The organism is Pseudomonas sp. B21-032 (assembly GCF_024748965.1).
Classification (GTDB): domain Bacteria; phylum Pseudomonadota; class Gammaproteobacteria; order Pseudomonadales; family Pseudomonadaceae; genus Aquipseudomonas.
Map to the genome: position 1 here is coordinate 4,571,405 of NZ_CP087180.1, position 24,271 is coordinate 4,595,675.

General features: G+C 62.8%; 26 protein-coding genes and 1 pseudogene. 15 read left to right on the top strand and 12 right to left on the bottom strand.

Features of this window, described 5'->3' with window-relative positions; all coding sequences use genetic code 11:
* Positions 1–13 precede the first annotated feature (13 nt).
* The 5 genes from livH to LOY54_RS21085 all read left to right on the top strand — a co-directional run bounded on the left by livH (position 14) and on the right by LOY54_RS21085 (position 4,050).
* A complete protein-coding gene (gene livH, locus LOY54_RS21065) occupies positions 14–937 on the top strand; it encodes a high-affinity branched-chain amino acid ABC transporter permease LivH (RefSeq protein WP_028943524.1) in 924 nt (307 codons plus the stop codon).
* On the top strand, positions 934–2,190 hold the full coding sequence (locus LOY54_RS21070; RefSeq protein WP_045197825.1) for a high-affinity branched-chain amino acid ABC transporter permease LivM: 1,257 nt from the start codon (positions 934–936) through the stop codon (positions 2,188–2,190). Before livH ends, LOY54_RS21070 begins: the two co-directional genes overlap by 4 nt.
* Entirely contained in the window at positions 2,187–2,954 is a 768-nt protein-coding gene (gene livG, locus LOY54_RS21075) for a high-affinity branched-chain amino acid ABC transporter ATP-binding protein LivG (protein ID WP_045197823.1), read from the top strand. Before LOY54_RS21070 ends, livG begins: the two co-directional genes overlap by 4 nt.
* Complete coding sequence (locus LOY54_RS21080) at positions 2,955–3,656, top strand: ABC transporter ATP-binding protein (protein WP_045197821.1); 702 nt, start codon at positions 2,955–2,957, stop codon at positions 3,654–3,656.
* A 145-nt stretch (positions 3,657–3,801) separates the two neighbouring features.
* A complete protein-coding gene (locus LOY54_RS21085) occupies positions 3,802–4,050 on the top strand; it encodes a hypothetical protein (protein ID WP_195884858.1) in 249 nt (82 codons plus the stop codon).
* A gap of 3 nt (positions 4,051–4,053) precedes the next feature.
* On the opposite strand, the gene LOY54_RS21090 is transcribed toward LOY54_RS21085, so the two are convergent.
* Complete coding sequence (locus LOY54_RS21090) at positions 4,054–4,962, bottom strand: LysR family transcriptional regulator (protein WP_093380195.1); 909 nt, start codon at positions 4,960–4,962, stop codon at positions 4,054–4,056.
* Positions 4,963–5,069: 107 nt separating this feature from the next.
* On the opposite strand from LOY54_RS21090, the gene LOY54_RS21095 reads away from it, so the two are divergent.
* From LOY54_RS21095 to LOY54_RS21105, 3 genes are all read left to right on the top strand, one after another.
* Positions 5,070–5,669: a short chain dehydrogenase gene (locus LOY54_RS21095; protein WP_045197815.1), complete on the top strand. Its 600-nt coding sequence runs from the start codon at positions 5,070–5,072 to the stop codon at positions 5,667–5,669.
* Positions 5,670–5,739: 70 nt separating this feature from the next.
* Complete coding sequence (locus LOY54_RS21100) at positions 5,740–6,414, top strand: COG3650 family protein (protein ID WP_045197813.1); 675 nt, start codon at positions 5,740–5,742, stop codon at positions 6,412–6,414.
* Between the two features lie 106 nt (positions 6,415–6,520).
* Positions 6,521–8,134: an NAD(P)/FAD-dependent oxidoreductase gene (locus LOY54_RS21105; protein WP_045197811.1), complete on the top strand. Its 1,614-nt coding sequence runs from the start codon at positions 6,521–6,523 to the stop codon at positions 8,132–8,134.
* 123 nt (positions 8,135–8,257) lie between these two features.
* Here the strand turns inward: LOY54_RS21105 and LOY54_RS21110 are convergent, their stop codons facing one another.
* Positions 8,258–9,352 (bottom strand): PLP-dependent cysteine synthase family protein, encoded by a 1,095-nt coding sequence (locus LOY54_RS21110; RefSeq protein ID WP_258607808.1) that lies wholly within the window; start codon positions 9,350–9,352, stop codon positions 8,258–8,260.
* A 223-nt stretch (positions 9,353–9,575) separates the two neighbouring features.
* On the opposite strand from LOY54_RS21110, the gene nhaA reads away from it, so the two are divergent.
* Positions 9,576–10,757, top strand: a complete 1,182-nt coding sequence (gene nhaA, locus LOY54_RS21115; protein WP_045197808.1) for a Na+/H+ antiporter NhaA — start codon at positions 9,576–9,578, stop codon at positions 10,755–10,757.
* 67 nt (positions 10,758–10,824) lie between these two features.
* Here the strand turns inward: nhaA and LOY54_RS21120 are convergent, their stop codons facing one another.
* Entirely contained in the window at positions 10,825–11,289 is a 465-nt protein-coding gene (locus LOY54_RS21120) for a glycine zipper 2TM domain-containing protein (RefSeq protein WP_010221079.1), read from the bottom strand.
* A gap of 148 nt (positions 11,290–11,437) precedes the next feature.
* Here LOY54_RS21120 and LOY54_RS21125 point away from each other — a divergent pair, with 148 nt between their 5' ends.
* A complete protein-coding gene (locus tag LOY54_RS21125) occupies positions 11,438–11,674 on the top strand; it encodes a hypothetical protein (protein WP_038999159.1) in 237 nt (78 codons plus the stop codon).
* Here LOY54_RS21125 and pdxH read toward each other — a convergent pair.
* From pdxH to dinG, 5 genes are all read right to left on the bottom strand, one after another.
* Positions 11,671–12,318 carry a pyridoxamine 5'-phosphate oxidase gene (gene pdxH, locus LOY54_RS21130; protein ID WP_045197804.1) on the bottom strand — a complete coding sequence of 216 codons (648 nt, stop codon included), beginning with the start codon at positions 12,316–12,318 and terminating at the stop codon, positions 11,671–11,673. The two genes, LOY54_RS21125 and pdxH, sit on opposite strands and share 4 nt — an antisense overlap.
* Positions 12,319–12,336: 18 nt before the next feature.
* The gene (locus LOY54_RS21135; protein ID WP_045197802.1) at positions 12,337–13,317 is read right to left on the bottom strand and encodes an OmpA family protein; all 981 of its coding nucleotides are present in this window, start codon (positions 13,315–13,317) and stop codon (positions 12,337–12,339) included.
* A gap of 99 nt (positions 13,318–13,416) precedes the next feature.
* Positions 13,417–14,562 (bottom strand): serine hydrolase domain-containing protein, encoded by a 1,146-nt coding sequence (locus tag LOY54_RS21140; protein WP_258594637.1) that lies wholly within the window; start codon positions 14,560–14,562, stop codon positions 13,417–13,419.
* Between the two features lie 107 nt (positions 14,563–14,669).
* Positions 14,670–16,928, bottom strand: coding sequence for a beta-galactosidase (locus tag LOY54_RS21145; RefSeq protein WP_258607811.1), 2,259 nt, complete (start codon positions 16,926–16,928; stop codon positions 14,670–14,672).
* A gap of 80 nt (positions 16,929–17,008) precedes the next feature.
* Positions 17,009–19,153 carry an ATP-dependent DNA helicase DinG gene (gene dinG, locus LOY54_RS21150; protein ID WP_045197794.1) on the bottom strand — a complete coding sequence of 715 codons (2,145 nt, stop codon included), beginning with the start codon at positions 19,151–19,153 and terminating at the stop codon, positions 17,009–17,011.
* Positions 19,154–19,249: 96 nt separating this feature from the next.
* On the opposite strand from dinG, the pseudogene LOY54_RS21155 reads away from it, so the two are divergent.
* Positions 19,250–19,707 (top strand): annotated as a pseudogene (locus LOY54_RS21155) (CopD family protein).
* A gap of 70 nt (positions 19,708–19,777) precedes the next feature.
* On the opposite strand, the gene LOY54_RS21160 reads toward LOY54_RS21155, so the two are convergent.
* From LOY54_RS21160 to LOY54_RS21175, 4 genes are all read right to left on the bottom strand, one after another.
* Positions 19,778–20,536, bottom strand: coding sequence for a collagen-like protein (locus LOY54_RS21160; RefSeq protein WP_258607812.1), 759 nt, complete (start codon positions 20,534–20,536; stop codon positions 19,778–19,780).
* Positions 20,529–20,804, bottom strand: coding sequence for a DUF1145 domain-containing protein (locus LOY54_RS21165; RefSeq protein WP_045197789.1), 276 nt, complete (start codon positions 20,802–20,804; stop codon positions 20,529–20,531). The genes LOY54_RS21160 and LOY54_RS21165 overlap by 8 nt, the downstream gene beginning before the upstream one ends.
* A gap of 109 nt (positions 20,805–20,913) precedes the next feature.
* On the bottom strand, positions 20,914–21,633 hold the full coding sequence (locus LOY54_RS21170) for an OmpA family protein (protein WP_258607813.1): 720 nt from the start codon (positions 21,631–21,633) through the stop codon (positions 20,914–20,916).
* A gap of 90 nt (positions 21,634–21,723) precedes the next feature.
* A complete protein-coding gene (locus tag LOY54_RS21175) occupies positions 21,724–22,416 on the bottom strand; it encodes an OmpA family protein (protein WP_045197785.1) in 693 nt (230 codons plus the stop codon).
* Positions 22,417–22,576: 160 nt separating this feature from the next.
* Between LOY54_RS21175 and LOY54_RS21180 the strand changes: the two genes are divergently transcribed.
* From LOY54_RS21180 to LOY54_RS21195, 4 genes are read left to right on the top strand one after another with little or no spacing between them, the layout of a single operon-like run.
* Positions 22,577–23,071: a DUF6231 family protein gene (locus LOY54_RS21180; protein ID WP_093380171.1), complete on the top strand. Its 495-nt coding sequence runs from the start codon at positions 22,577–22,579 to the stop codon at positions 23,069–23,071.
* Between the two features lie 4 nt (positions 23,072–23,075).
* A complete protein-coding gene (locus tag LOY54_RS21185; protein ID WP_258607814.1) occupies positions 23,076–23,552 on the top strand; it encodes a YchJ family protein in 477 nt (158 codons plus the stop codon).
* A 4-nt stretch (positions 23,553–23,556) separates the two neighbouring features.
* The gene (locus LOY54_RS21190; RefSeq protein ID WP_045197779.1) at positions 23,557–24,027 is read left to right on the top strand and encodes an LEA type 2 family protein; all 471 of its coding nucleotides are present in this window, start codon (positions 23,557–23,559) and stop codon (positions 24,025–24,027) included.
* Between the two features lie 6 nt (positions 24,028–24,033).
* Entirely contained in the window at positions 24,034–24,234 is a 201-nt protein-coding gene (locus LOY54_RS21195) for an SEC-C metal-binding domain-containing protein (protein WP_010221064.1), read from the top strand.
* The last annotated feature ends 37 nt before the right edge of the window (positions 24,235–24,271 follow it).

Here is a 24,271-nt window from a genome sequence, read left to right on the forward strand (position 1 = left end):
TAGGAGCGCTGTAATGCCTGAGATCTATCACTTCTTCCAACAGCTGGTTAATGGTCTGACCATTGGCAGCACCTATGCCTTGATAGCCATTGGCTACACAATGGTTTACGGCATCATTGGAATGATCAACTTCGCCCATGGCGAGGTGTACATGATCGGTTCCTACGTGGCCTTCATCGCCCTTGCGGGCCTGGCCATGATGGGGATCGATTCACTGCCGATATTGATGACCGTCGCCTTCGTCGCCACGATCTTCGTTACCAGTGCCTATGGCTACAGTATCGAACGGGTCGCCTACCGTCCGTTGCGTAACAGCAACCGGTTGATCCCGCTGATTTCTGCCATCGGTATGTCGATTTTCCTGCAAAACACCGTATTGCTATCCCAGGACTCCAAGGACAAGTCCATCCCCAACCTGATCCCTGGGAGTATCTCCTTCGGCCCGGGCGGCGCAGAGGAAGTGCTGATCTCCTACATGCAGATCCTGGTTTTCGTAGTCACCCTGGTGGCCATGACCGGTTTGACCCTGTTCATCTCCCGCTCGCGTCTGGGCCGGGCCTGCCGGGCCTGTGCCGAAGACATCAAGATGGCCAACCTGCTTGGCATCAACACCAACAACATCATCGCCCTGACCTTCGTCATCGGTGCCGCCCTGGCGGCCGTGGCGGCCGTGCTGCTGAGCATGCAGTACGGGGTGATCAACCCCAACGCCGGTTTCCTGGTGGGCCTGAAGGCCTTTACCGCGGCGGTGCTGGGCGGCATCGGCAGCATTCCGGGCGCCATGCTCGGCGGGCTGGTGCTGGGGGTGGCTGAAGCCTTTGGCGCCGATATCTTCGGTGACCAGTACAAGGACGTCGTGGCATTCGGCCTGTTGGTTCTGGTGCTGTTGTTCCGTCCGACCGGCATCCTCGGCCGTCCGGAGGTTGAAAAAGTATGAACAAAAATCTTAAACAGGCGTTCTTCAGCGCCTTGCTGGTCTGGGCTGTCGCCTTCCCGGTGCTGGGCCTGAAACTCAGCATCGACGGCATCAACCTGATCGTTCACAGCCAAGGGCCTTTCACCCTCACGGTCATCGCCGTGTGTTCGGTGCTGATGTTCTTGCGCGTGCTGTTCGACAAGCAATGGAGCGCGGCAACCAGCCGCCGTTCGGGCCGTAAGTTGATCTCGCCGGCCATGAGCAACTTCCTGACCCTGCCCAAGACCCAGCGCTGGATCATCATCGGCCTGATCATGGTTGCACTGGTGTGGCCGTTCTTCGGCTCACGCGGCGCGGTCGACATCGCCACCCTGATTCTGATCTACGTGTTGCTGGGCCTTGGCCTGAACATCGTGGTCGGCCTGGCTGGCCTGCTCGACCTGGGTTACGTCGGCTTCTATGCCGTCGGCGCCTACAGCTACGCCCTGCTGTCGCACTACTACGGCCTGAGCTTCTGGATCTGCCTGCCGATTGCCGGCCTGATGGCGGCAACCTTCGGCTTCCTGCTCGGCTTCCCGGTATTGCGTCTGCGCGGTGACTACCTGGCCATCGTGACCCTGGGTTTCGGTGAAATCATCCGCCTATTCCTGCGAAACCTCACCGGTCTTACCGGCGGCCCCAACGGGATCAGCAACATCGAGAAACCAACCTTCTTCGGCCTGACCTTCGAACGCAAGGCCGCCGAGGGCATGCAGACCTTCCACGAGTTCTTCGGCCTGCAGTACAACTCGATCAACAAGGTGATCTTCCTCTACCTGGTGGCGCTGCTGCTGGCCTTGCTGGCGCTGTTCGTGATCAACCGCCTGCTGCGCATGCCGATCGGTCGCGCCTGGGAAGCCCTGCGTGAAGATGAAATCGCCTGCCGCGCACTGGGCCTGAACCCGACCATCATCAAGCTCTCGGCGTTCACCCTGGGTGCCTGCTTCGCCGGTTTTGCCGGCAGCTTCTTCGCCGCACGCCAGGGTCTGGTGACACCGGAGTCGTTCACCTTCATCGAATCGGCCATCATCCTCGCCATCGTCGTGCTCGGCGGCATGGGCTCGCAACTGGGCGTGATCCTTGCGGCCATCGTGATGATCCTGCTGCCTGAGCTGATGCGTGAATTCAGCGAATACCGCATGTTGATGTTCGGTGCGCTGATGGTGTTGATGATGATCTGGCGTCCGCAAGGCCTGCTGCCTATGCAACGTCCACATATGGAGCTGCGTCGATGAGCCGCGAAATTCTGCAAGTCAGCGGCCTGAGCATGCGCTTCGGCGGCTTGTTGGCGGTCAACGGCGTAGCCCTGACCGTCAAGGAAAAACAGGTAGTGGCGTTGATCGGCCCGAACGGCGCCGGCAAGACCACGGTGTTCAATTGCCTGACCGGTTTCTACAAGCCGAGTGCCGGCAGCATCCTGCTCGACGGCCAGCCGATCCAGGGCCTGGCCGGCCATCAGATCGCCCGCAAGGGTGTGGTGCGGACCTTCCAGAACGTGCGTCTGTTCAAAGAGATGACCGCCCTGGAAAACCTGCTGATCGCCCAGCACCGGCACCTGAACACCAACTTCTTCGCCGGCCTGCTCAAGACCCCGTCCTTCCGCCGCAGCGAGCTCGAAGCAAAAGAGTACGCACGGTACTGGCTGGAGAAGGTCGACCTGCTCGAGTTCGCCAACCGCCCTGCCGGTACACTTGCCTACGGCCAGCAACGGCGCCTGGAAATCGCCCGCTGCATGATGACCCGTCCTCGGATCATCATGCTCGACGAACCGGCGGCCGGGCTCAACCCGAAAGAGACCGAAGACCTCAAGGCGCTGATCAGCGTGCTGCGTGAAGAGCATAACGTCACCGTGCTACTGATCGAGCACGACATGAAACTGGTCATGAGCATCTCCGACCACATCGTGGTGATCAACCAGGGCACGCCCCTGGCCGACGGTACGCCGGAACAGATCCGCGACAACCCTGAAGTGATCAAAGCCTACCTGGGGGAAGCGTAAATGCTGCAGTTCGAAAACGTTTCCACCTTCTACGGCAAGATCCAGGCACTGCACAGCGTCAACGTCGAGATCCGCCAGGGCGAGATCGTCACCCTGATCGGTGCCAACGGTGCCGGCAAATCGACCCTGCTGATGACCCTCTGCGGCTCGCCGCAAGCGAGCAGCGGCAGCATCCGCTACCTGGGTGAAGAGCTGGTCGGCCAGCCGTCCTCGCACATCATGCGCAAGAGCATCGCTGTGGTCCCTGAAGGCCGCCGCGTGTTCGCCCGCCTGACCGTGGAAGAAAACCTGGCCATGGGCGGTTTCTTCACCGACAAGGGCGATTACCAGGAGCAGATGGACAAGGTCCTGCAACTGTTCCCGCGCCTGAAGGAGCGCTTCAGCCAGCGTGGCGGCACCATGTCCGGCGGCGAGCAGCAGATGCTCGCCATCGGCCGGGCGCTGATGAGCAAACCCAAGCTGCTGCTACTCGACGAGCCATCGCTGGGCCTGGCACCGATCATCATCCAGCAGATCTTCGACATCATCGAGCAACTGCGCCGTGATGGCGTAACGGTGTTCCTGGTCGAACAGAACGCCAACCAGGCGCTGAAAGTCGCCGACCGTGCCTATGTGCTGGAAAACGGCCGGGTGGTGATGGAAGGCACCGGTGAAGCGCTGCTGACCGACCCGAAAGTCCGCGACGCCTACCTGGGCGGTTGATGCCAGACGCTATATGCCACAAATGAAAAAAGGCCTTCGGGCCTTTTTTCTTGCCTGCTGTAACGCCTCCAGGGCACCGGACTCTAGTGCTGCAGGTGGGCCAGAAGCGCTGGCTCTAACCTCCCCTTACTACTGGAGCCTCATCATGAACAAGTCCCTCAGCGCCGCCGCACTTATCCTCTCCCTGGGCTCGAGCCTGGCCTTCCTGCCTGTTGTCCACGCCGCCGACGACATGAAAATGAGCAAGGAAGCAAGCATGGAGAAAGACATGAAAATGGACAAGAAAATGGCCGACGACAAGAAGATGGACATGAGCAACGACATGAAGATGGAAAAGAAGATGGAAAAGAACGACAAGATGATGAAAAACGAAATGCACGACGACAAGATGTAACCCCTACAGGGTCCGCAAGGCCTGGCTGCTGCGCCTGAACCAGGCCAGCAGGTAATCGGCCAGCACCTGGACCCGCTGCGGCATCCCGCCTTGATAGGGGTGCACCAGGAACAACGGCACGCTGCGCGTCTGATAGTCGCGCAGCAACCACTGCAAGCGGCCGTCAGCCAGTTCTGCATGGAGCATGTACGACGGCAGACGGGCGACCCCGGCGCCCAGCAGCGCCGCCTTCTTCAGCAAACTGTAATGATTGCTGGCAAAGCTGCCCGCCACCTGCACCCGCAACAGTTCGTGCTGCTGGTGATACAACCACTCTTCACGGCCGCTGTAATGGCTGTTGAGCAGGCAGCGATGGCTGCTCAGTTCGCCCGGCACCATCGGTTCGCCATAGCGCTGCAAGTAGGCCGGGCTGGCGCATGTCAGCTCCTGCATGGCCAGCACCGGGCGGGCAACCAGTCGCGCGTCATCCTGGACATCGGTGCGAATCGCCAGGTCAAAGCCGTCGCCCAACAAGTCGCGATAGCCGTTATTGAGCTCAAGCTCCACTTGCAGGTCCGGGTAGCGAGCGGCGAACTCCAGCAGCAATCCTTCAAAAAACGTCTCGCCCAACGACACCGGCACGGTGATTCGCACCGGTCCCGCCAGTTCGTCCTTGAGCATGGCCAGGGTCTGCCGCGCCCCTTCCATTTGCCGCACCAGTGCCTGCGCCTGGGGCAGCAACATGGCGCCAGCCGCAGTCAGGCTCAGCCGCCGGGTAGTGCGGTGCAGCAACTTCACCGAATGGCTGGCCTCAAGAGCACTGATGCGCTTGGACAGTTGCCCCTTGCTCCAGCCCAGTTGTTGCGCGGCCAAGGTAAAGCTGCCGGCATCCATCAGCACGGCAAAGGCCGCCAGGTCATCGAGGTCGCTCATGGATTGTTTCCAGATGAAAACCAAAGGTTGCCTATTAGCACGCTTATCTACAGAAAAATCCACCCTAGACTTGAGCCTTGTCTACACACCCTACGAGGAATGGCTCAATGAAAATCCTGTTGATCGGCGCCAGCGGTACCATCGGTTCGGCGGTTGCCAAAGAGCTGGAGCAACGTCATGAAGTGCTGCGCATCGGCCGCAGCAGCGGCGACTATCAGGTGGACATCAGCGACAGTGCCTCGATCCGGCGCCTGTTCGAGCAAACCGGCCGCTTCGATGCCCTGGTCTGCGCCGCCGGCAATGTCACCTTCGCCGCCCTCGATGAAATGAACGCAGAGCACTTCGCCCTGGGCCTGAACGACAAGCTCATGGGCCAGGTCAACCTGCTGCTGATCGGCCGCGAGTTCATCAATGATGGCGGCTCGTTCACCTTTACCAGCGGCATCCTCAACCGCGACCCGATTCGCACCGGGGCCTCGGCCGCGCTGGTTAACGGCGCCCTCGATGCGTTCGTCAAAGCTGCCGCCATCGAACTGCCCCGTGGCCTGCGGGTCAACACCATCAGCCCCACTGTACTGGTCGAAGCCATGCCGGCCTATGCGCCATATTTTCGCGGATTCAAACCCGTTCCGGCCGCCGACGTGGCGCTGGCCTATGCCAAGAGCGTCGAAGGTTTGCAAACCGGCCAGACCTACCAGGTGGGCTAAGGCCTTGTGATCGGCGACCAGCCTGCGTAACGTGGCGGCACCTTTTGCTCGAGATGCTGGAGTTTGCTTGATGCGTGCCGCCCCTTCGCTGTTGCTTGTCGCCTTGTTGCCGCTGTTCGCCGGCTGCCAGATGCTGGCTGAAAAACCGCAAGCCGCCTCTACCGCCGGCCAGACCCGCATGCAGGGCGAACTGACGGCCCAGGGCGGACAGCTGCTGTTCAAGCCCTGCGAAGAGACCCGCCGCTTTGCCGTGACCGACAGCGGCAACACCGGCCTGCTGCAGGAAGCCAGCGCGCTGGCGGCCACCCCCGGCACCCTGTTCGCCGACGTGCGCGGTACCTTGTCGGCCAGCGCAAAGGCCGGCAACGACGGCCAGTTGAACGTACAACGCCTGTACCGCATCGAACACTCCAGCAGCGCCTGCAGCGACCCCAACTTCAAGCGCCTGACCCTGCGCGCCAGTGGCCACGAGCCGGACTGGAACCTCAAGGCCGGCGGCAAGGGCATGGTCCTCGAACGCCTCGGCCAGCCAACACTGGCGGTCCCTTTCCTGGAAGAACAGCTGCCCGACGGGCGCTTCAGCCTCAACACCGAGGCCAACGGCCAGAAAGTCGAGCTCTGGGTCGCTCCGCAACGCTGCGTCGACAGCGCCACCGGCAGTGTCCAGCATCTGATCGCCGAGCTACGGGTGGACGGCCAGACCCTGCGCGGCTGCGCCTACTACGGTGGCTCACGCAACGACTGATCATCGGCGCCTGCGTTTAACCTGCCTGCAAAGGCGGCGAACAGCTTATACTTGGCGGTTTGTGTAAAGCCGCCGGCCGTTCATGGCCGGGATACTGGACCCTGCCATGTTACGAATCACCGAACTGAAGCTGCCGCTGGATCATCCTGATGAAGCCCTGCGCGAGGCCATCGTGCAACGCCTTGGGATCAGCGACGAGCAACTGCTGGACTTCACCCTGTTCAAGCGCAGCTACGATGCGCGCAAGAAGAACAGCGAGCTGCTGTTCATCTACACCATCGACCTGCAGGCGAGCAACGAAGCCGAACTGCTGCAAAAGTTCGCCGACGATCACAACGTCAACGTCGCCCCCGATGTCAGCTACAAAGTGGTTGGCCAAGCACCTGCCGACCTGCAGGAGCGGCCCATTGTGGTCGGCTTCGGCCCGTGCGGGATTTTCGCCGGCCTGCTGCTGGCGCAGATGGGCTTCAAGCCGATCATCCTCGAGCGCGGCAAGGAAGTTCGCCAGCGCACCAAGGACACCTGGGGCCTGTGGCGCAAAAGCGTGCTCAATCCCGAGTCGAACGTGCAGTTCGGCGAAGGCGGCGCCGGGACCTTCTCCGACGGCAAGCTGTACAGCCAGATCAAGGACCCGCAGCACCACGGCCGCAAGGTATTGCACGAGTTCGTCAGAGCCGGTGCACCGGACGAGATCCTCTACGTCAGCAAGCCGCACATCGGTACCTTCCGCCTGACCGGCATGGTCGAAAACATGCGCCAGGAAATTCAGGCACTGGGCGGCGAAGTACGCTTCGAACAGAAGGTCACCGACCTGTTGATGGACGACGGCCAGCTCAATGGCGTAGTCCTGGAAAGTGGCGAACAGCTGCACTCGCGCCACGTCGTCCTGGCCCTGGGCCACAGTGCCCGTGACACCTTCCGCATGCTGCACGCCCGTGGCGTGTTCATGGAAGCCAAGCCGTTCTCCATCGGTTTTCGGATCGAGCACCCGCAATCGCTGATCGACCAGGCGCGCCTGGGCAAGTATGCCGGCCACCCGAAACTCGGTGCAGCCGATTACAAGCTGGTGTACCACGCCAAGAACGGCCGTTCGGTCTACAGCTTCTGCATGTGCCCGGGCGGCACCGTGGTTGCCGCTACCAGCGAGCCGGGCCGGGTAGTCACCAACGGCATGAGCCAGTACTCGCGTAACGAGCGCAATGCCAACTCCGGTATTGTTGTCGGCATTACCCCCGAGCAGGACTACCCGGGTGGCCCGCTGGCCGGTATCGAGCTGCAGGAAAAACTCGAAGCCCACGCTTACGTGCTGGGCGGCAGCAACTACCAGGCACCTGCGCAACTGGTCGGTGACTTCGTTGCCGGGCGGCCGTCCACCGCCATCGGCAGTGTCGAGCCGTCCTACAAACCGGGGGTGAACCTCGGCGACCTGGCGCCAAGCCTGCCGGATTTTGCCATCGAAGCCATTCGCGAAGCATTGCCAGCCTTCGATCGGCAGATCAAGGGCTACAACCTGCCAGACGCGGTGTTGACCGGGATCGAAACCCGCACCTCATCGCCGCTGCGCATCACCCGTGATGCCAGCATGCAGAGCCTGAACCTCAAGGGCCTGTTCCCGGCGGGTGAAGGTGCTGGTTATGCCGGCGGGATCCTTTCGGCAGGTGTCGACGGGATTCGCATTGCTGAAGCGGTGGCGCGCAGCATGCTCGGTCTGCAGGCCTAAGTAGCTATCGCGGGTCAAGTCGGGTCGCCGCACCGCCGCTCCCACAGAGATATCTGCAATCCTGTGGGAACGGCGGTGCGACGACTCGACGTGATCCGCGATGGGCTGCAAGGCAGCCCGCCTTCAAACACCCTCGCGCAATACCGACGCCGGCAGCGCTTCACCGCGCTCGACACACGCCGTCACCGCCGCAATCATCCCCTCCAGCTGATACCCCTGCCCGCTCAACCAGTCCTGGTCATAGTAGGTAGTGGCGTAGCGATCGCCGCCGTCGCAGAGGATCGCCACGATCGAGCCGGCCTCCCCCGCCGCGCGCATGTGTTGCGCCGCCGCCAGGGCACCGATCAGGTTGGTGCCGCTGGAGCCGCCGACCCGCCGCCCCAGGCGCTGAGCCAGGTAATGCATGGCCGCCAGTGACAGGGCGTCCGGCACCTTGACCATGGCGTCGATCACCTGCGCCAGGAACGACGCCTCGACCCGCGGTCGGCCGATGCCTTCGATGCGCGAACCACAGTCCAGGCGCAGCGAGCGGTCACCGCTCTTATAGCAGTCGAAAAATACCGAGCGCTCGGCATCGGCGCACAACACCCGGGTGGCGTGCTGGCGATAACGCACGTAACGGCCCAGGGTCGCGGTAGTGCCACCGGTACCGGGGCTGGAAATCAGCCAGCTCGGTTCGGGAAATTGCTCGAAGCGCATCTGGGCAAAGATCGACTCGGCGATGTTGTTGTTCGCCCGCCAGTCGGTAGCGCGCTCGGCATAGGTGAACTGGTCCATGAAGTGTCCGCCGCTTTCCCGGGCCAGACGCTCGGACTCGGCGTAGATCTGCGTCGGATCCTGCACCAGGTGGCTCTGGCCACCATAGAAGGCGATCTGGGCGATCTTTTCCTGCGAGGTACTGGCTGGTACCACGGCAATGAAGGGCAGCCCAAGCAAGCGCGCAAAGTAGGCTTCGGAAATCGCCGTCGAGCCGCTCGACGCCTCGATTACCGGCGCGCCCGGACGCAACCAGCCGTTACACAGGGCATAAAGAAACAACGAACGCGCGAGCCGGTGCTTGAGGCTGCCAGTGGGGTGGCTCGACTCATCCTTGAAATACAGCTCAACCTCAGGAAACCCAGGCAGCGGCAGCGGGATCAGGTGGGTATCGGCGCTGCGCTGGAAGTCCGCTTCGATGATGCGGATGGCTTCACGGGCCCACTGGCGGTGATCGGTCATGGTCGATTCTCGGGCAAAAAGTTCGAAGTTCAGCAGAACATGTTAGGAAAATTCCGATAATTGCTACAGATACAGCCACGGTGAATTATCGACTGCAACTGCTAGGCTGCATGGCGTGAGTTGGTTACAGCTTATAACAAAAACGAATATAGTTTTTGTTTTAAAGAATATCACCACAGGGTAGGGTGTGCCCCTATCAGAACCTTCAGGATGGAGAGCGCCCTTGCCCCTGCGTAGCACTTTCACTCGTTTCTTTCAGTTGGAAGCTGCCAGCGGTCTATTACTGATTGCTGCAGCTGCCCTGGCCTTGATCATCAACAACTCGCCCTTGTCGTACCTGTACAACGGCTTGCTGGATGTTCCCGTAGTCGCCCAGATTGGCGCGCTGAAAATCGCCAAGCCCCTGTTGTTGTGGATCAACGACGGGCTGATGGCCCTGTTCTTTCTGCTGATTGGCCTGGAGGTCAAGCGCGAGGTGGTCGACGGGCATCTGTCCAAGCCTTCGCAGATCGTCTTGCCCGGCGCAGCCGCTATCGGCGGCATGGTGGTACCGGCGCTGATCTACTGGTTCCTCAACAAGGACAACCCGGCTGCCGTGGCTGGCTGGGCAATCCCCATGGCCACCGACATCGCCTTCGCCCTCGGCGTGCTGGCCTTGCTCGGCAAGCGCGTACCGGTTTCGCTCAAGCTGTTCCTGATGACCCTGGCGATCATCGACGACCTGGGGGCGATCATCGTTATCGCCCTGTTCTACTCGGGTACCCTGTCGAGCCTGTCGCTGGGCCTGGCGGCAGCTTGCCTGCTGGTACTGATCGCGATGAACCGCATGGGCGTGGTCAAGCTTGGCCCGTACATGGTGGTCGGCCTGATCCTCTGGGTCTGCGTGCTCAAGAGCGGTGTGCACGCCACCCTGGCCGGTGTCACCCTGGCGCTGTGCATTCCGCTGCGCACCAAGAACGCCGAGCCTTCGCCGCTGCTGAGCCTGGAGCACGCCCTGCACCCCTGGGTTGCCTATGGCATCCTGCCGCTGTTCGCCTTCGCCAACGCCGGTGTGTCACTGGCCGGGGTCAGCCTCGAAAGCTTCACCCATCACGTGCCGATGGGCATTGCCGTAGGTTTGCTGGTGGGCAAGACCCTCGGCGTGTTCGGCTTCGCCTGGCTGATGATCAAGGCCGGCATGGCCGCCTTGCCGGCGGGTGCCAACTGGGGCCAGGTGCTGGGTGTGGCGATTCTCTGCGGCATCGGCTTTACCATGAGCCTGTTTGTCGGCTCCCTGGCCTTCGTGCCGGGTAGCAGCGAATACGCCGGCATGGACCGCATGGGCATTCTCACCGGTTCCATTCTGGCCGCGCTGATCGGCTATGGCATCACCGCGCTGTCGAGTCGCAAGCCCGTCACGGCCTGAGTCTCAAGGCAATAAAAAACCCCGACCGGCTTTGCCGAGTCGGGGTTTTTAATGGGTGGTGCAAAACTCAGTGAGTGACGCGGCTGGTGCCGTCGACGGTCATGATCCGCACACGCTCGCCGACGCGGAAGATCTCGTTCTGCTGCACGGCCTGCACGTAGGCGCGCATGCTGCCGTCATCTTCACGCACGGTGATTTCCACGCCCTGGGTGCGGGTCAGGCCTTCTTCGGCAGCGGAGCCTGCCAGGCCACCGGCCACGGCGCCGATCACGGCGGCAACGATACTGCCGCGGCCACCACCTACCGCACTGCCGGCGACGCCGCCGACGATGGCACCGGCGCCGCCGCCGATCGGGGTCTTGGTCCCTTCGATTTTTACCGGCCGCAGGGACTCGATGGTGCCCATGCGCACGGTCTGCACACGGCGCGCTTCATCACGGGAGTACGAATCGCCGGTCAGGCTCGAGGCACAACCACCAAGCAGCAGCGACATTGTGGTGAAGCTTGCCACCAGCAGAACAGATTTACGCATTGGATGATCTCCGTAAGACAGATGCTCATTAGACTCCGCGCATTGACGACTGTCACGACACATGCGGGGTAAAATTGCTTCCATTCAGCTTCCGTACAGCCTGTTGCTATCGGGGCAGCCTGTAGAAACTTCTAGCGCAAGGATAGACATGGATTACTTCATCGTCGTCATAACCACCGTGGCAGGCTTGTACTTCCACTGGTGGATCTACGTTCGCATCAAGCGCTGGATGGACCGTGACCTGGCCTTGTCGCTGGCAGGCCAGGACGAAGGCAAGAAAGCCTTCATGCTACAACGTCTGGACAGCGCCAAGGCGCAAAAGGTCAAACGCAGTGAACTGGCGGCCTGGCTGGAACGCGAGGCCGCCGGTTACCAGGCCGATTAAGGCGCGAGGCGCTCACGCAGCCAGTTACCTTGCTGCAAGCGATAGTTGAGGCGGTCGTGCAGGCGGCTGGCGCGGCCCTGCCAGAACTCGATGCGCTCGGGTAGCAGGCGGTAGCCACCCCAGTGCTCCGGGCAGTGTGGCTGGTTGTCGCTAAAGCGCTGTTCGGTGGCCTTGACCAGGCCCTCGAGCTCGGCGCGGTTAGCGATCACCCGGCTCTGCGGTGAGGCCCAGGCGCCCAGGCGGCTGCCCAGCGGGCGCACCTGGTAATACTCGTCCGATTCTTGCGGGCTGACCTTGACCACCCGGCCCTCAATACGCACCTGACGCTCCAGCGCCGGCCAGAAGAAGGTCATGGCCGCGAACGGGTTGGCCAGCAGCTGCTGGCCCTTGGCGCTGTCGTAGTTGGTGAAGAAGGTAAAACCCTCCTCGTCCAGGCCCTTGAGCAGAACGATCCGGCAATGCGGGCGGCCTTCGCTATCCACCGTCGCCAGGGTCATGGCGTTGGCTTCCACCGGTGGCTGCTCGGTGTTCAGGGCATCATCGAACCATTGACGAAACAACGCGAACGGCTGCGCCGGAGCCTGGGCTTCGGTCAGGCCATCGCGGGTGTAATCGCGGCGCATATCGGCCAGGGACTGGGTCATTACTGCGTTCCTTGACGATCAGTTAGTCTTCGCAGGGCTGGTGTTGGCGGCGACTTTTTTCGCCGCCGGTGCCGCCGCCTTCTTCGCCGCAGGCTTGGCGGCAGGCTTCTTGGCAGCGGCCTTGGCCGGCGCGGCTTTCTTGGCCACAGTGGCCTTTTTCGCTGGGGCCTTGGCTGCAGGCTTGGCAGCCGGTTTCGCAGCAGCCTTGGCCGGAGCCTTGGCATCCTGTACGGCAACCAGTTCGGCCGGGCTCGGGGTTGGCTGCTTGTACTTGGCCAGCAGGGCAACCATGGTGTTCTGCGGGGTCAGTACCAGTTCAACGCGACGGTTCAAGGCACGGCCTTCAACGCTGTCGTTGGCTGCACGCGGCATTTGCGAGCCCATTCCGCGCAGCATCAGGCGATCACGCTCCAGGCCGCTGAGGCGGAAGATCGCCGCCACGGAACCGGCGCGCTCCTGGCTGAGTTTGGTGTTGGCGGCGGCAACACCGCTGGTGTCGGCATGCCCCAGGACCAGCACGGCAGTCTGCTTGTCGGCCTCGACGGCTTTGGCTACGCGAGTGATCGGGCCGAGGGTGACCGGCAGCAGCATCGCTGGGCGATCCGGGTTGTAGGAGCTGTCGACCGGCACGGTCACGACCAATACGTCTTCACGGCGCTCGACTTCGAACTTGCTGTCCTTGATCGCTTCGCGCAGCTTTGGCTCGTAGCTGTCCAGCCAGGCCTGGGTGGCCTTGTGGTCGATTTTCGGTACGGCAGCGGTCTTGCCCTTGGCGTCGTCACCAAACGGCCACCACCAGCGGCTGGCGCTTTCCGACTTGGCGTCGGCCTTGGCGACTTTTTCGGTGACCACTTCCTTAACTTCCTTGTCGACGACCTGGTCCGAGCCAAACGGCCACCAGTTGAAGCCGGCATCTGCGGCGCCATCTTTCTGAGGATGCTGCGCGCAGCCGGTCACGGCCAGGCACAGGGCGAGAGCTAAGGATTTATGCGAAGACATCAGCGATACACCATGAAAATGAAAGAAATTTGGCCCAGCAATGCAGGGCTTTGGAATTCAGAATAGCCAAAGGGTTCAGGCCCCATGGGGGTTAACCGATCAAAGGCAGCTGGCCAATACCCGCACCAGCTTCTGCGCCCGAGGGTCCATGAGCACGTAAGGGCCCAGGGTATTGGTAACAAAACCAAAGGAAACATCGTGTTCCGGATCGGCAAAGCCCACCGAACCGCCCGCCCCCGGGTGACCGAAGGCCCGCGCGCCCAGACCAAAGGTCGCGTTGGCGACGCTCGGCTGGTCAAGCATGCAGCCAAGACCGAAACGGGTCGAGGTCAGCAAAGTCCGATCCTGGCCAAGGCTGTGCTCGCGGGTCAGCTCATCGAGCAGCTCCGACTCCAGCAAACTGCCATCGAGCAGGCCTGCGTAGAAACCGGCGAGGCTGCGGGCGTTGCCGTGGCCGTTGGCCGCCGGTTGCTGCATGCGCCGCCACTCGGGTTTGTTGACGCTGGTAAGCATCCCCGGCGGGTTGGTAAAGGCCCGGGTCGACAGGGCTTGCGGCTCGCGCAGGGTGACCTGGAGCAGGCGCTGGGCCGCCTCGTCGCCCATGTTGCCTTTGCTGCGGGCGATATGCGCAACGCGGGGGAAGTCTTCTTCGCCAAGGCCGATATGAAAGTCCAGGCCCAGCGGCCTGGCCGTGCGGGCAACGATCGATTCGCCTGGCTCGCGGCCATCGGCACGGCGAATCAGTTCGCCGATCAACCAGCCAAAGGTAATGGCCGCATAGCCGTGGGCCGTACCCGGGGTCCACCACGGTGATTCGCCAGCCAGTGCCTGGACCATGGCGTGCCAGTCGTAGAGGGCTTCGGCCGGCATCAGCTCACGCAGGGCCGGCACACCGGCGCGATGGCTGAGCAGTTGCCGCAAGGTGATCGATTGCTTGTCGGCCTGGGCGAACTCCGGCCAGTACCGCGCCACCGGCGCATCCAGGGCCAGCTTGCCTTCGCCGACCAGCTGCAGGGCGGTCACGGCGGTGAACATCTTGGTGCAGGAGAACAGGTTGGCAATGGTATCGCTGTGCCAGGCCTCGGCGCCGTCTTTATCGGCGCTGCCGGCCCAGAGGTCGATGACGGTTTCGCCGCCAACCTGGATGCACAGCGCCGCGCCACGCTCCTGAGGATCGTCGAACAGCGCCGCAAAGGCTTCACGTACCGCTTCAAACTTAAGCTCGTAATGACCCTGAATCTGCACCCAGCAACTCCCGCGAAACCGGCTTATCAAATGGCTGTGCATTGTTTCAGCCTGCGCACGATTTGGGAACAGACAGAAGCCGGGCGGTGCATGCCCGGCAGCAGGTGTCAGGGAGTCTTCGGCGCTTTTTCCGGGGTCACCAGGGTTTTACCGAACTGTTCCTGGGTTTGCAGATTGCTCTTGCGCACGCCGTCGACAAAGCCCTGGAACGGTACATCGGTAATGCCGACCAGGCCGAAATGGCCGTTCTCGCCATCGAGCAGGCGCCCGCTGGCAGGTTGGTCGAGGTACTGGAACCAGTGCACACCGACGATTGACGGTTCATCCAGCGCGGCCTTGATGAAGCTGGCATAGGCCGGCGCCCTGCCCTCTTCCTTGGCCACCTCCATCGGCCCCGGCCAGAACGGGCCACGGTCGCGGGAACCGAACTGGAACTCGGAGACCAGCACCGGCTTGTCCAGCGCCTTGAGCTGGTTGAAGTCGTAGCCGTCCTGCGGTTTGGGCGTGTAGAAATTGAAGCTGATGACGTCGCAGTACTCGGCACAGGCGCCGACTGCTTCCGGGGTGCTCACGGCATAACGGCCGCCAAGCAGCAGATGATTGGGCGCATGCCACTTCAGCGAGTCGGAAATGGTCTTGAAATAGGTTTCGGCGAAAACCTTCTGGAAGTATTTGAAGTCGGCCTCGATTTCCGGGTGCTCAGGGCTTGGCAGCGGCGGTTCGAACCCTGGGTCTTCCATCAGCTCCCAGGCGGGCAGATCGATGCCCCAGGCCTTGGACAGGCCGGCCTGGTTGCGGTACTTGTCGCGCAACTGCTTGAGGAAGGCACGCTTGGCCGGTACATCGGTGGTCAGGCGCAAGGTGCCGTAGGCCAGGGCGTAGCGGGCCTTGGGATCGTCACCGGGGGCGGCCCAGGCCAGCTCGTTGTCGGCAAAGTAGCCGATCAGCCAGGGGTCGTCGCGGTGATCGCGGGCGGCAATCGCCACCGCACGCTCGGTGGCCATGGCAAAGCGCGGGTCGAACGGGTCAGGCATGCCGCCCCACCAGTCCATGCCGGTGCTGATGCTGGTGTAGTCACCAACGATCGACAGCGGCAAGGTGTACGGCATACGGTTGGCCTGGCCGAGCGTCGGCTCGCTCCAGTTGCCCAGGGTATTGAAGCCCCAGGCCTGCAGGCGGTCGAGGGTGTGGCCCTGCCAGCGCTGCTTGTCCAGGCCCGCGGGCGGGCATTCCAGCGCCGGCGCCTTGTCGCTGGCTGCCACCGGCGTGCACGGCGTGCCATGGCTGCGCTCGATGTTGGCGGCATAGAAGTCGAACCAGCGCCCCTGGTTGAAGTTGCGACCACGGGCCGAGCCATTGCCGTCGTTGTTGTTGCCTTCACCGTAGAACTGCGCCAGCGCCTCACCTGCTTGCGGCAGTGCGCTGAACATGCTCTCGCGCCCTGCTACATAGGTGCGGCCACCGTCGGCTGCCACGGTGTTGACGCCCAGGGAATAGAACGGATGGCCTTCGGGGGTCACCAGGTACCAGCGACCTTCGCGTTTCTCGGTGCGAAAGAAGCCCTTGGCCTCGAACGCCGGGCCTTCGCTGATGCCACCGAACTTGTCGAGCTTGAGCTTGCTGCGTTCGCCCAGCCAGCCTTTGAGCTGCTGCTGTTCGCGGCCGGCGGCGGCCTTGAGCTGGTCATCGCTGACGATCTTTTCCGGCCAGCGACCGCGGGTCGACTGGCCATAGCCGTCGATCAGGCCGGTGTACACGGCCTTTTGCAGTTGCTCGTCATCCTGGGTGCCGACGCGCTCGATGAGGATGCTCTGGGCGACGTTGGGCTTGTTCATCGACAAGGTCACCGACACCACCTGCTTGAGATCGACCTCGCCAGCGCTGCTGGTCAGCAGTACCCTCTGGCCCTCGTGCACCCAAGGCATCGGCGGCCCGGCGCGCATGCCCTGGCTCAGCGGCGAACTGGCCTTGAGCGGCACATAGACGGTTTGCGCCGGGCCCGCCGGCAGGTCGATGCGGCTGGTGAGGGTCTTGCCGTCGCTGCTTAGCACCGTGACATCGACGGTCAGTGCCCAGTCCATGGCACTTTGCAGACGCAAGGTCAGGGCCGTGGCGCTGGACCAGTCCCAGGCCCCGGCCTGCGGAGTCAGGCGCAGCTTGGGCTGCGCCACCGGGTTGAACACCACGCGGCGCAGCACCTCGCCCTCGGCCGTCTGCTCTGCATTGTACTGCGGCAGGCTGGCATCTTCGGTCAGCACATTGACCACGGCGGCCGGGCGAACGAAGCTGAACAGCGTCTGTTGCCCAGCCAGCAACGGCGTGCTGAACAACAGTGCGAATACGGCAGGCAAGGTACGGCGAATCATAGGGCTGGAGCTCTCCTTGAGGGCCCATGGGGCCTTGAACTGAGTGATAGACAACGCCCGGAGCATTGCGCTCCGGGTTTTCAGGAAATTTCCCGGCGAAACGGTGGCAACGCATTGAGAATAGCCTTGCCGTAGCGCTGGGTGACCACCCGCCGGTCAAGCAGGGTGATGGTGCCGCGGTCCTCTTCGGTGCGCAGCAGCCGCCCGCAGGCCTGGATCAGCCGCAACGAGGCGTCCGGCACGGCAATCTCCATGAACGGGTTGCCGCCACGGGCCTCGATCCATTCGGCCAGGGCGGCTTCGACCGGGTCATCCGGCACGGCGAAAGGAATCTTGGCGATTACCACGTGCTCGCAATATGCGCCCGGCAGGTCGACGCCTTCGGCGAAGCTGGCGAGGCCGAACAGCACGCTGGAATCACCGCCATCGACCCGCGCCTTGTGCTTGTTGAGGGTTTCCTGCTTGGACAGGTTGCCCTGGATGAACACCTGTTTGCGCCAGTCGCGGTCCAGGCCATCGAACACGTCCTGCATCTGCTTGCGCGAGGAAAACAGCACCAGCGAACCGCGCGAACCTTCCACCAGCTCCGGCAGGTCGCGGATGATCGCCGCGGTGTGGGCGGCGGCATCGCGCGGGTCGGCACGCAGGTCTGGCACCCGCAGTACGCCGGCGTCAACGTGGTGGAAGGGGCTCGGCACAACACTGGTAACGGCGGTCTTGGGCAGCCCGGCACGCATGCGAAAACGATCGAACTTGCCCAGTGCCGTCAGGGTCGCCGAGGTCACCAGGGCGCCGTGGGCGACGTTCCACAGGTTGCGCCGGAGCATTTCGGCGGCAAGGATCGGGCTGGCATTGACCTCGATATCGAACAACGCGCCGCTTTCGGCCAGGGTCAGCCAGCGGGCCATGGGCGGGCTGTCTTCCGGGTCTTCGGCGGTGAAGGCGGTCCACAACTCCCAGTTGCCCTGGGCGCGCATCAGCAGGCTGCCGAACAGCGGGTACCACTCCTCGGCCTGATGGCTGGCGATGCCGATATTGACCTCGCCATCCATGCCTTCCTTGAGCAGCTCGGTCAGGCGGGTGAACAGGTCGCTGAGGCGCGAAAAGCCCTTTTTCAGCTCGATGCCCATCTCGCGCATGTGCTCAGGCACCACGCCGCCTTCGAAACGATGACGGGGCCGCTCACGGCCTTCCATGTCTTCGCCCGGGCGGAAATCGGCAACCTGCTCGCAGGCGCTGAACATGAACTGCTGCTGGGCCTTGATCTCACGGGCCAGCTCCGGCACCTGCTCGATAAATTTGCCCAGGTCGCCCGGCAGCGGATGCTGGGCCAGCAGCTTGGTCAGGTTCTTGGCGGTTTGCTCGAGCCAGTCGGCAGTCGAGCGCAAACGGGTGTAATGGGCGAAATGGCCGATGGCCTTGTCGGGCAGGTGGTGGCCTTCGTCGAATACATAAATGGTGTCGCGCGGGTCCGGCAGCACGGCGCCGCCGCCCAGGGCCAGGTCGGCGAGAACCATGTCGTGGTTGGTGACGATTACATCGACCTTGCCCATGCCTTCGCGGGCCTTGTAGAAGGTGCACTGGCCGAAGTTCGGGCAATGGCGCCCGGTGCACTGGCTGTGGTCGGTGGTCAGGCGCGCCCAGTCCTGGTCTTCCAGAGCCTGGGGCCAGCTGTCACGATCGCCATCCCAGCGGTTGCCGGCGAGCTTCTCGATCATGCTGGTAAACAGCTTCTGGCTGGCCTCGTCGACCTCGATCCGGAAGCCTTCTTCCTCGAACAGCTGGGCAGTGGCCGATTGCGCCTGGCCTTCCTGCAGCAGCACGTCGAGTTTCGACAGGCACAAGTAGCGGCCACGGCCCTTGGCCAGGGCGAAGCTGAAATTGAGGCCGCTGTTGCGCATCAGGTCGGGCAGGTCCTTGAAGACGATCTGCTCCTGCAGGGCAACCGTGGCAGTGGCGATCACCAGGCGCTTGCCGGCCGCCTTGGCCGCCGGAATCGAGGCCAGGCTATAGGCCACTGTCTTGCCAGTACCGGTGCCGGCCTCGACCGCGACCACCGCTGGTTCACCGACGCGCCGGCCTTCGTCGTCACAGTCGATATCGCCAAGCACCTTGGCCACTTCGGCAATCATCAGACGCTGGCCGTAGCGCGGCTTGAGGCTCTTGGCTTCGAGAAAACGCGAATAGGCGCCCTGAATCGTGGTTTTGAGTTCGTTGCTGATCATGGTGTCGGGCGCCCGAAGGGCTGGATAAATTTTCAGTGTTTCGATTGGGTCGCTATCATACCCCGCTATTGCCCTTTGCGCCGAATGGAGATCCCCATGCCCGTCTTTGCCCTGTCTTACAGCCTGCATGTTCTGGCCGCCCTGGTGTGGGTCGGGGGATGTTCTTTGCCTGGCTGATCCTGCGCCCGGCGGCGGTTGCAGCCCTGGAAGGCCCCGCTCGCCTACGCCTGTGGGTAGAAGTGTTTCAGCGTTTTTTTGGCTGGGTATGGATCGCAATCGCGGTGCTGGCGATCAGCGGCATGTTCATGGTCAACACCCGTTTTGCCAGCTTCGAGACCACGCCACGGCATGTCCAGGTGATGATCGGCGGTGCGATTGCGATGTTTGCCGTGTTCTTTCGTGTCCAGTCGTTGCTGTACCCGGAACTGCGCCAGGCGGTGCAGGCTGAGGACTGGCCGGCGGGTGCGGCGGTGATGGCGAGGATTCGGCGGATGGTCGGGCTTAACCTGGTGCTGGGGATTGCGGTGGTGTTGTCGGGTGGGGTGCTGTGGTGAACCAGGTCAAGGGGCTGCTTTGCAGCCCGTCGCCGGCAAAGCCGGCTCCAACAGGGGCCGGCGCGTGCTTTTACAGGCGCTGCAAGATCAACTCTCCAACTGCACCCGCCGCTCCCGGCTGACCCGCAGCCCCAGGTTTGCCTGCCGCACCACCCGCAGTGCTGTACACCAGGCAGCCCTTGCTTGCGCCACCGGCCCCCGGCTTGCCGGCTGCACCCGCCACGCCTGGCGCACCGCCATCAAGCTGGACCACGATGCGCTCAGCAGGAAAACCTGCCGGCAACGCCAGCCGCACCCGGCCACCCGGCGCGCCGTCATGGCCATTGCCACCGTTGTCGCCATTGGCGCCGCGGCTGGCCTGGCCCCAGGTGCAGCCCCCCGGCTTGCCATTGGCGCCATCAAGGCCGACATAACCCGGCGCACCGGCGCCGCCACGGGCATCAATGGCCAGGGTCGAGGCTTTGAGTTCATGCAGTTGCAGCTCCAGGTTGCGCCCGGCCTTTGCCGCTTTTTCGTAAGTGCCCGGGGCACCATGGGCAACGATCTGGCTGCCCTCGCCTAAGCTGGCCCGTTGCACTTCAAGCTGCAGGGTGGTTTCGGCCGGCACGATGGCAATTCGCGCCTCCTGGCCCAGGTGCAACTCATCGACCCTGAGATCGACCAAGCTGGCGGGCAGCACCAGAGTGGCGGAATCAGCAACCTCCAGGCGCTGCAAATGCACGACGCTGGCCTTGTTTGGCAGGCGCAGCACCGAATGGGCCGCCACGCTGATGGCGTCGGCCAGGGCCAGGGGGCTGAACAATGCAGCCAGAATGATCAATTTACGCATTAGCAGCTTCCTTGCGGGGTGCCGGAATTGAAAGAACATGAAAAATACCGACCAGCAGGATCTGCAAGCGATCGAACCAACGATGGCTGCGCTCACGCAGGCAACCATTGAACATCAATACTTCCAGCAAGTGCAGGCCAAGCAGGGCGGCACCGGCGGCATTGATCAGCAGGTGGAAGGGGTGCTCCAGCGGTATCAGCAGATTGACCAGTACCACCCACCAGAACACCACGGTCAGGGCCTTGGCCAGCCCCAGTAACCCTTGCATAGGCGCCCCCCGTTGTTATTTTTCGGTGGCGATGCCAGGGGTGCTGGCATCGCCTGCAACAGTAACGGCTGACACGCTCCTTGTGCCAGTCCTTGTGTCAGTGGCCCGATCAATTAAGGTGCAGTTCCACCCTGCGGTTCTGCGCCCGCCCGGCATCAGTGTCGTTATCGGCAACCGGCTGGCTTTCACCCTGGCCCTGGCTGGTGACCTTGGCGGGCGACAGGCCCTGGCTGATCAGGTACTCGGCAACACTGCTGGCCCGCCGTTCGGACAGCGCCTGGTTGTAGGCGTCCGAGCCCTGGCTGTCGGTATGGCCGACGACTTTGACGCTGGTTACATTGGCGCCATTGAGCTTGCTGGTCAGCGCCTGCAACTGCTGTTGGGCCGCGCTGGTCAACTGCGCCGAGTCAAAGGCGAACATCACCGCGCCCTGGTCGCTGAGGGTAATCACTTCCGAGGTCGGTGCAGGCTCCGGCGCTTTCTGGCTCGCCGGGTATTGCGGCAGCGGGCAACCGGTATGGCTGACCGGGGTGTTGGCCGGCGTGTCGGGGCAGAGGTCGCGACGGTCGAACACGCCGTCTTCATCCTCGTCACCGTCCTGGGCATAACAGATCAGGCCGCCGGCAATCGCGCCGGCAGCACCGGCACCGGCTGCCCAGGCGGAACTTTCGATGGCACCCAGACCGCCACCGACCAGACCGCCAAGCAGGCTGCAGATAGGCCAGGTCCTTTGATTGAGTGGGGCGCTGCCATCGCTGTGGGTCGCACAACCGGAGAGCAGGCTTGCGGCCAGAAGGACCGGCAGTGTGGCCTTTAAGAGAACACTCATGAGAATTGCTCCTGTGTCACCGGCCTCTACCGGTCACACAGGAGTAAAGACCGGCCTGCGGTACTTCTCAAGCCGCAGGCCGCTGGCGCTTCAGCGCTCGATGCGAATTTCCGTACGACGGTTCTGCGCCCGGCCATCGGCAGTGGCGTTGTCGGCAACCGGCTGGGTCTCACCGGCACCGCGCACCGAGACGAAGCTGGCACGTGGCACGCCGCTCTCGATCAGGTATTCGGTGACCGAATGCGCGCGGCGCTCCGAGAGTTTCTGGTTATAGGCATCGGAGCCTTTGCTGTCGGTGTGGCCAGTGACACTCAAGCGCGCGCTCGCCGCTTCGTTTTTCAGGCGCGTGGCAATGGTATTGAGGCGCTCCTTGTCGGTTGCGGTCAGCTTGGCCGAATCGAACTCGAAGTGAACATCGCGAATGACAATGACCTCTTCCTTGACCACGGCGACTTCTTCGACCACGGCGACAGGCTCCGGCGGGCATCCGTTGGCATCGACCTGCACGCCACGTGGCGTGCCCGGGCACTTGTCGCGGCTGTCCGGCACGCCATCGCCGTCTTCGTCGCCATCGCCGTGGGCCCAGCAGTAACCGGCGGCCATGCCCGCGCCAAGCAGCGCGCCCCAGCCTGCCCAGCTGGAGCTCTCGATAGCGCCCAGGGCTGCGCCGCCTACGCCCCCGACGGCAGCACACTTCGGCCAGTCGGTTTTTTGCAAACCTGCACAACCAGTCAACACGCTGGTTAGCAGAACCAGAGGTAATGCTGTGCGTACTATGCTCATTTTGTTGCATCTCCTAGGGGGAATCGGTGCAAAACCGATGCTCTGGGAGTAAAGACCGCCTCATTGATATCCGCCAGCAATAGGCCATGATGCGGCGCCGCGGCACTATGCCAAGTGGCGCCAGACCGTTAGTCTTGCCCCATCTGACCGAGGATTCCCGATGATGGACGGTTTTTCCCAGCGCACCCCGCAACAGGCCCTGGCCGCCCTGCTTGATCGCTATGCGCCACAACGCCTGCTATTGATAGGTGAGCGCTTTCCGGCTCTGGAGGCTTTCGCCCAGGCGCACCCGCAGGCGCAAATCGCCGTGGCCAACCCCGGCGCTCTGCCGGCCGAGCTTGCGGCGCAACGCTTCGACCTGGCGCTGCTGGTCGATTGCCTCGAGCACCTGAGCAAACGCGATGGCCTGCAATTGCTCGGCGGCATCCGCAACCTCAATGCCAGCCGCGTGGCGGTGCTGGCCGACCTGAGCGCCTGCGATTGGCAAGAAACCGACTTCTTCGCCCTGGCCCTGCAAGCCAGTGAAAAATTCCAGCGCGATGCGCAGGTTTTGAACCTGTTCACCTATGATCTACGTGAATACAAACAGGTCCCGGACTGGCTCAACGCCAAGTTCTGGGCCAACCCGGAAAATTTTGGCAAGTACTGGTGGTGAAGCAATGAGTGTCTCGGTTTGTCCTTGCGGTAGCGGCGATCTGCTCGATACCTGCTGCGGGCATTATCACGCTGGGCTCCCCGCCCCCGACGCGCAGACCCTGATGCGTTCGCGCTACAGCGCCTACGTGCTGGGGCTGGTCGACTATCTAGTGACCACCACCCTGCCAGCGCAGCAAGCCGGGCTCGACCGCGAGGCGATCCGCAACTGGAGCCAGCAGAGCACCTGGCTGGGCCTTGAAGTCGAAGGCGCCGAGGTGTTCGGCGGCAAGCCCGAACATGCCTTTGTCACCTTTACCGCTCGCTGGCACGACAGCGATGGCGAGCATTGCCATCGCGAACGCTCGGCCTTCGTGCAGAACCACGGCCGCTGGTACTTCATTGACCCGACCGTCGGCCTCAAGGTCACGCGCAACGATCCCTGCCCATGCCAAAGCGGGCAGAAGTTCAAGAAGTGCTGCTCCAGTTACCTGGGTAGCTGAGCTGATGGCCCGCCTGCTGCTGATCAGCGTTCTGCTCCTGCAGCTGGCGGGCTGCGCCAGCTGGCTGGACAGCGACTACCAGGACCCACAGGTGCATCTGCTCAAGGTTGAACCGCTGAAGATGCGCCTGCTGCAGCAGGAATTCGTACTGCATGTCCAGGTCGACAACCCCAACGACAGCCGCCTGTTCATCCGTTACCTGGGCTACAAGGTGCTGATCAACGACCTGCCGTTGACCGAAGGCGAGGCCAGCCTGTGGCGCAGTGTCGGCCCGCACGCGCGGCGAACCTTCAAGATCCCGGTGCGCACCAACCTCTGGCAGCAGGTCAAACCCCTGGCCAAACTGCTCAAAGGCAGCGAAGGCCCACTGCGCTATCGCCTGGAAGGTGAGATGAGCAGCGGATTATTCTTCGCCCGCGACCTGCACTTGTCGCGCAGTGGTGAGATAATTCCCGGCGATCTTATTCCGGAGTAACCCAAGATGACCCAGCAACCCCATGTCCATGGCCCTGACTGCAACCACGATCATGATCATCACGACCATGACCATGGCCATGTACACGGCCCGCACTGCAACCACGGCCACCAGGAGCCGGTGCGCAACGCCCTGAAGGACGTCGGCCGCAACGATCCATGCCCATGCGGCAGCAGCAAGAAGTTCAAGAAGTGCCACGGCGCCTGATCGCGGCCTTTTGCTAGTGGTCGGCGCTTGCGCAGTA

What these genes read in the sequence shown, in the direction of transcription:
- livH (WP_028943524.1), top strand. Translation starts at nt 14, where the DNA reads ATGCCTGAGATCTATCACTTCTTCCAACAGCTGGTTAATGGTCTGACC.
- LOY54_RS21070 (WP_045197825.1), top strand. Translation starts at nt 934, where the DNA reads ATGAACAAAAATCTTAAACAGGCGTTCTTCAGCGCCTTGCTGGTCTGG.
- livG (WP_045197823.1), top strand. Translation starts at nt 2,187, where the DNA reads ATGAGCCGCGAAATTCTGCAAGTCAGCGGCCTGAGCATGCGCTTCGGC.
- LOY54_RS21080 (WP_045197821.1), top strand. Translation starts at nt 2,955, where the DNA reads ATGCTGCAGTTCGAAAACGTTTCCACCTTCTACGGCAAGATCCAGGCA.
- LOY54_RS21085 (WP_195884858.1), top strand. Translation starts at nt 3,802, where the DNA reads ATGAACAAGTCCCTCAGCGCCGCCGCACTTATCCTCTCCCTGGGCTCG.
- LOY54_RS21090 (WP_093380195.1), bottom strand. Translation starts at nt 4,962, where the DNA reads ATGAGCGACCTCGATGACCTGGCGGCCTTTGCCGTGCTGATGGATGCC.
- LOY54_RS21095 (WP_045197815.1), top strand. Translation starts at nt 5,070, where the DNA reads ATGAAAATCCTGTTGATCGGCGCCAGCGGTACCATCGGTTCGGCGGTT.
- LOY54_RS21100 (WP_045197813.1), top strand. Translation starts at nt 5,740, where the DNA reads ATGCGTGCCGCCCCTTCGCTGTTGCTTGTCGCCTTGTTGCCGCTGTTC.
- LOY54_RS21105 (WP_045197811.1), top strand. Translation starts at nt 6,521, where the DNA reads ATGTTACGAATCACCGAACTGAAGCTGCCGCTGGATCATCCTGATGAA.
- LOY54_RS21110 (WP_258607808.1), bottom strand. Translation starts at nt 9,352, where the DNA reads ATGACCGATCACCGCCAGTGGGCCCGTGAAGCCATCCGCATCATCGAA.
- LOY54_RS21120 (WP_010221079.1), bottom strand. Translation starts at nt 11,289, where the DNA reads ATGCGTAAATCTGTTCTGCTGGTGGCAAGCTTCACCACAATGTCGCTG.
- LOY54_RS21125 (WP_038999159.1), top strand. Translation starts at nt 11,438, where the DNA reads ATGGATTACTTCATCGTCGTCATAACCACCGTGGCAGGCTTGTACTTC.
- pdxH (WP_045197804.1), bottom strand. Translation starts at nt 12,318, where the DNA reads ATGACCCAGTCCCTGGCCGATATGCGCCGCGATTACACCCGCGATGGC.
- LOY54_RS21135 (WP_045197802.1), bottom strand. Translation starts at nt 13,317, where the DNA reads ATGTCTTCGCATAAATCCTTAGCTCTCGCCCTGTGCCTGGCCGTGACC.
- LOY54_RS21145 (WP_258607811.1), bottom strand. Translation starts at nt 16,928, where the DNA reads ATGATTCGCCGTACCTTGCCTGCCGTATTCGCACTGTTGTTCAGCACG.
- dinG (WP_045197794.1), bottom strand. Translation starts at nt 19,153, where the DNA reads ATGATCAGCAACGAACTCAAAACCACGATTCAGGGCGCCTATTCGCGT.
- LOY54_RS21160 (WP_258607812.1), bottom strand. Translation starts at nt 20,536, where the DNA reads ATGCGTAAATTGATCATTCTGGCTGCATTGTTCAGCCCCCTGGCCCTG.
- LOY54_RS21165 (WP_045197789.1), bottom strand. Translation starts at nt 20,804, where the DNA reads ATGCAAGGGTTACTGGGGCTGGCCAAGGCCCTGACCGTGGTGTTCTGG.
- LOY54_RS21170 (WP_258607813.1), bottom strand. Translation starts at nt 21,633, where the DNA reads ATGAGTGTTCTCTTAAAGGCCACACTGCCGGTCCTTCTGGCCGCAAGC.
- LOY54_RS21175 (WP_045197785.1), bottom strand. Translation starts at nt 22,416, where the DNA reads ATGAGCATAGTACGCACAGCATTACCTCTGGTTCTGCTAACCAGCGTG.
- LOY54_RS21180 (WP_093380171.1), top strand. Translation starts at nt 22,577, where the DNA reads ATGATGGACGGTTTTTCCCAGCGCACCCCGCAACAGGCCCTGGCCGCC.
- LOY54_RS21185 (WP_258607814.1), top strand. Translation starts at nt 23,076, where the DNA reads ATGAGTGTCTCGGTTTGTCCTTGCGGTAGCGGCGATCTGCTCGATACC.
- LOY54_RS21190 (WP_045197779.1), top strand. Translation starts at nt 23,557, where the DNA reads ATGGCCCGCCTGCTGCTGATCAGCGTTCTGCTCCTGCAGCTGGCGGGC.
- LOY54_RS21195 (WP_010221064.1), top strand. Translation starts at nt 24,034, where the DNA reads ATGACCCAGCAACCCCATGTCCATGGCCCTGACTGCAACCACGATCAT.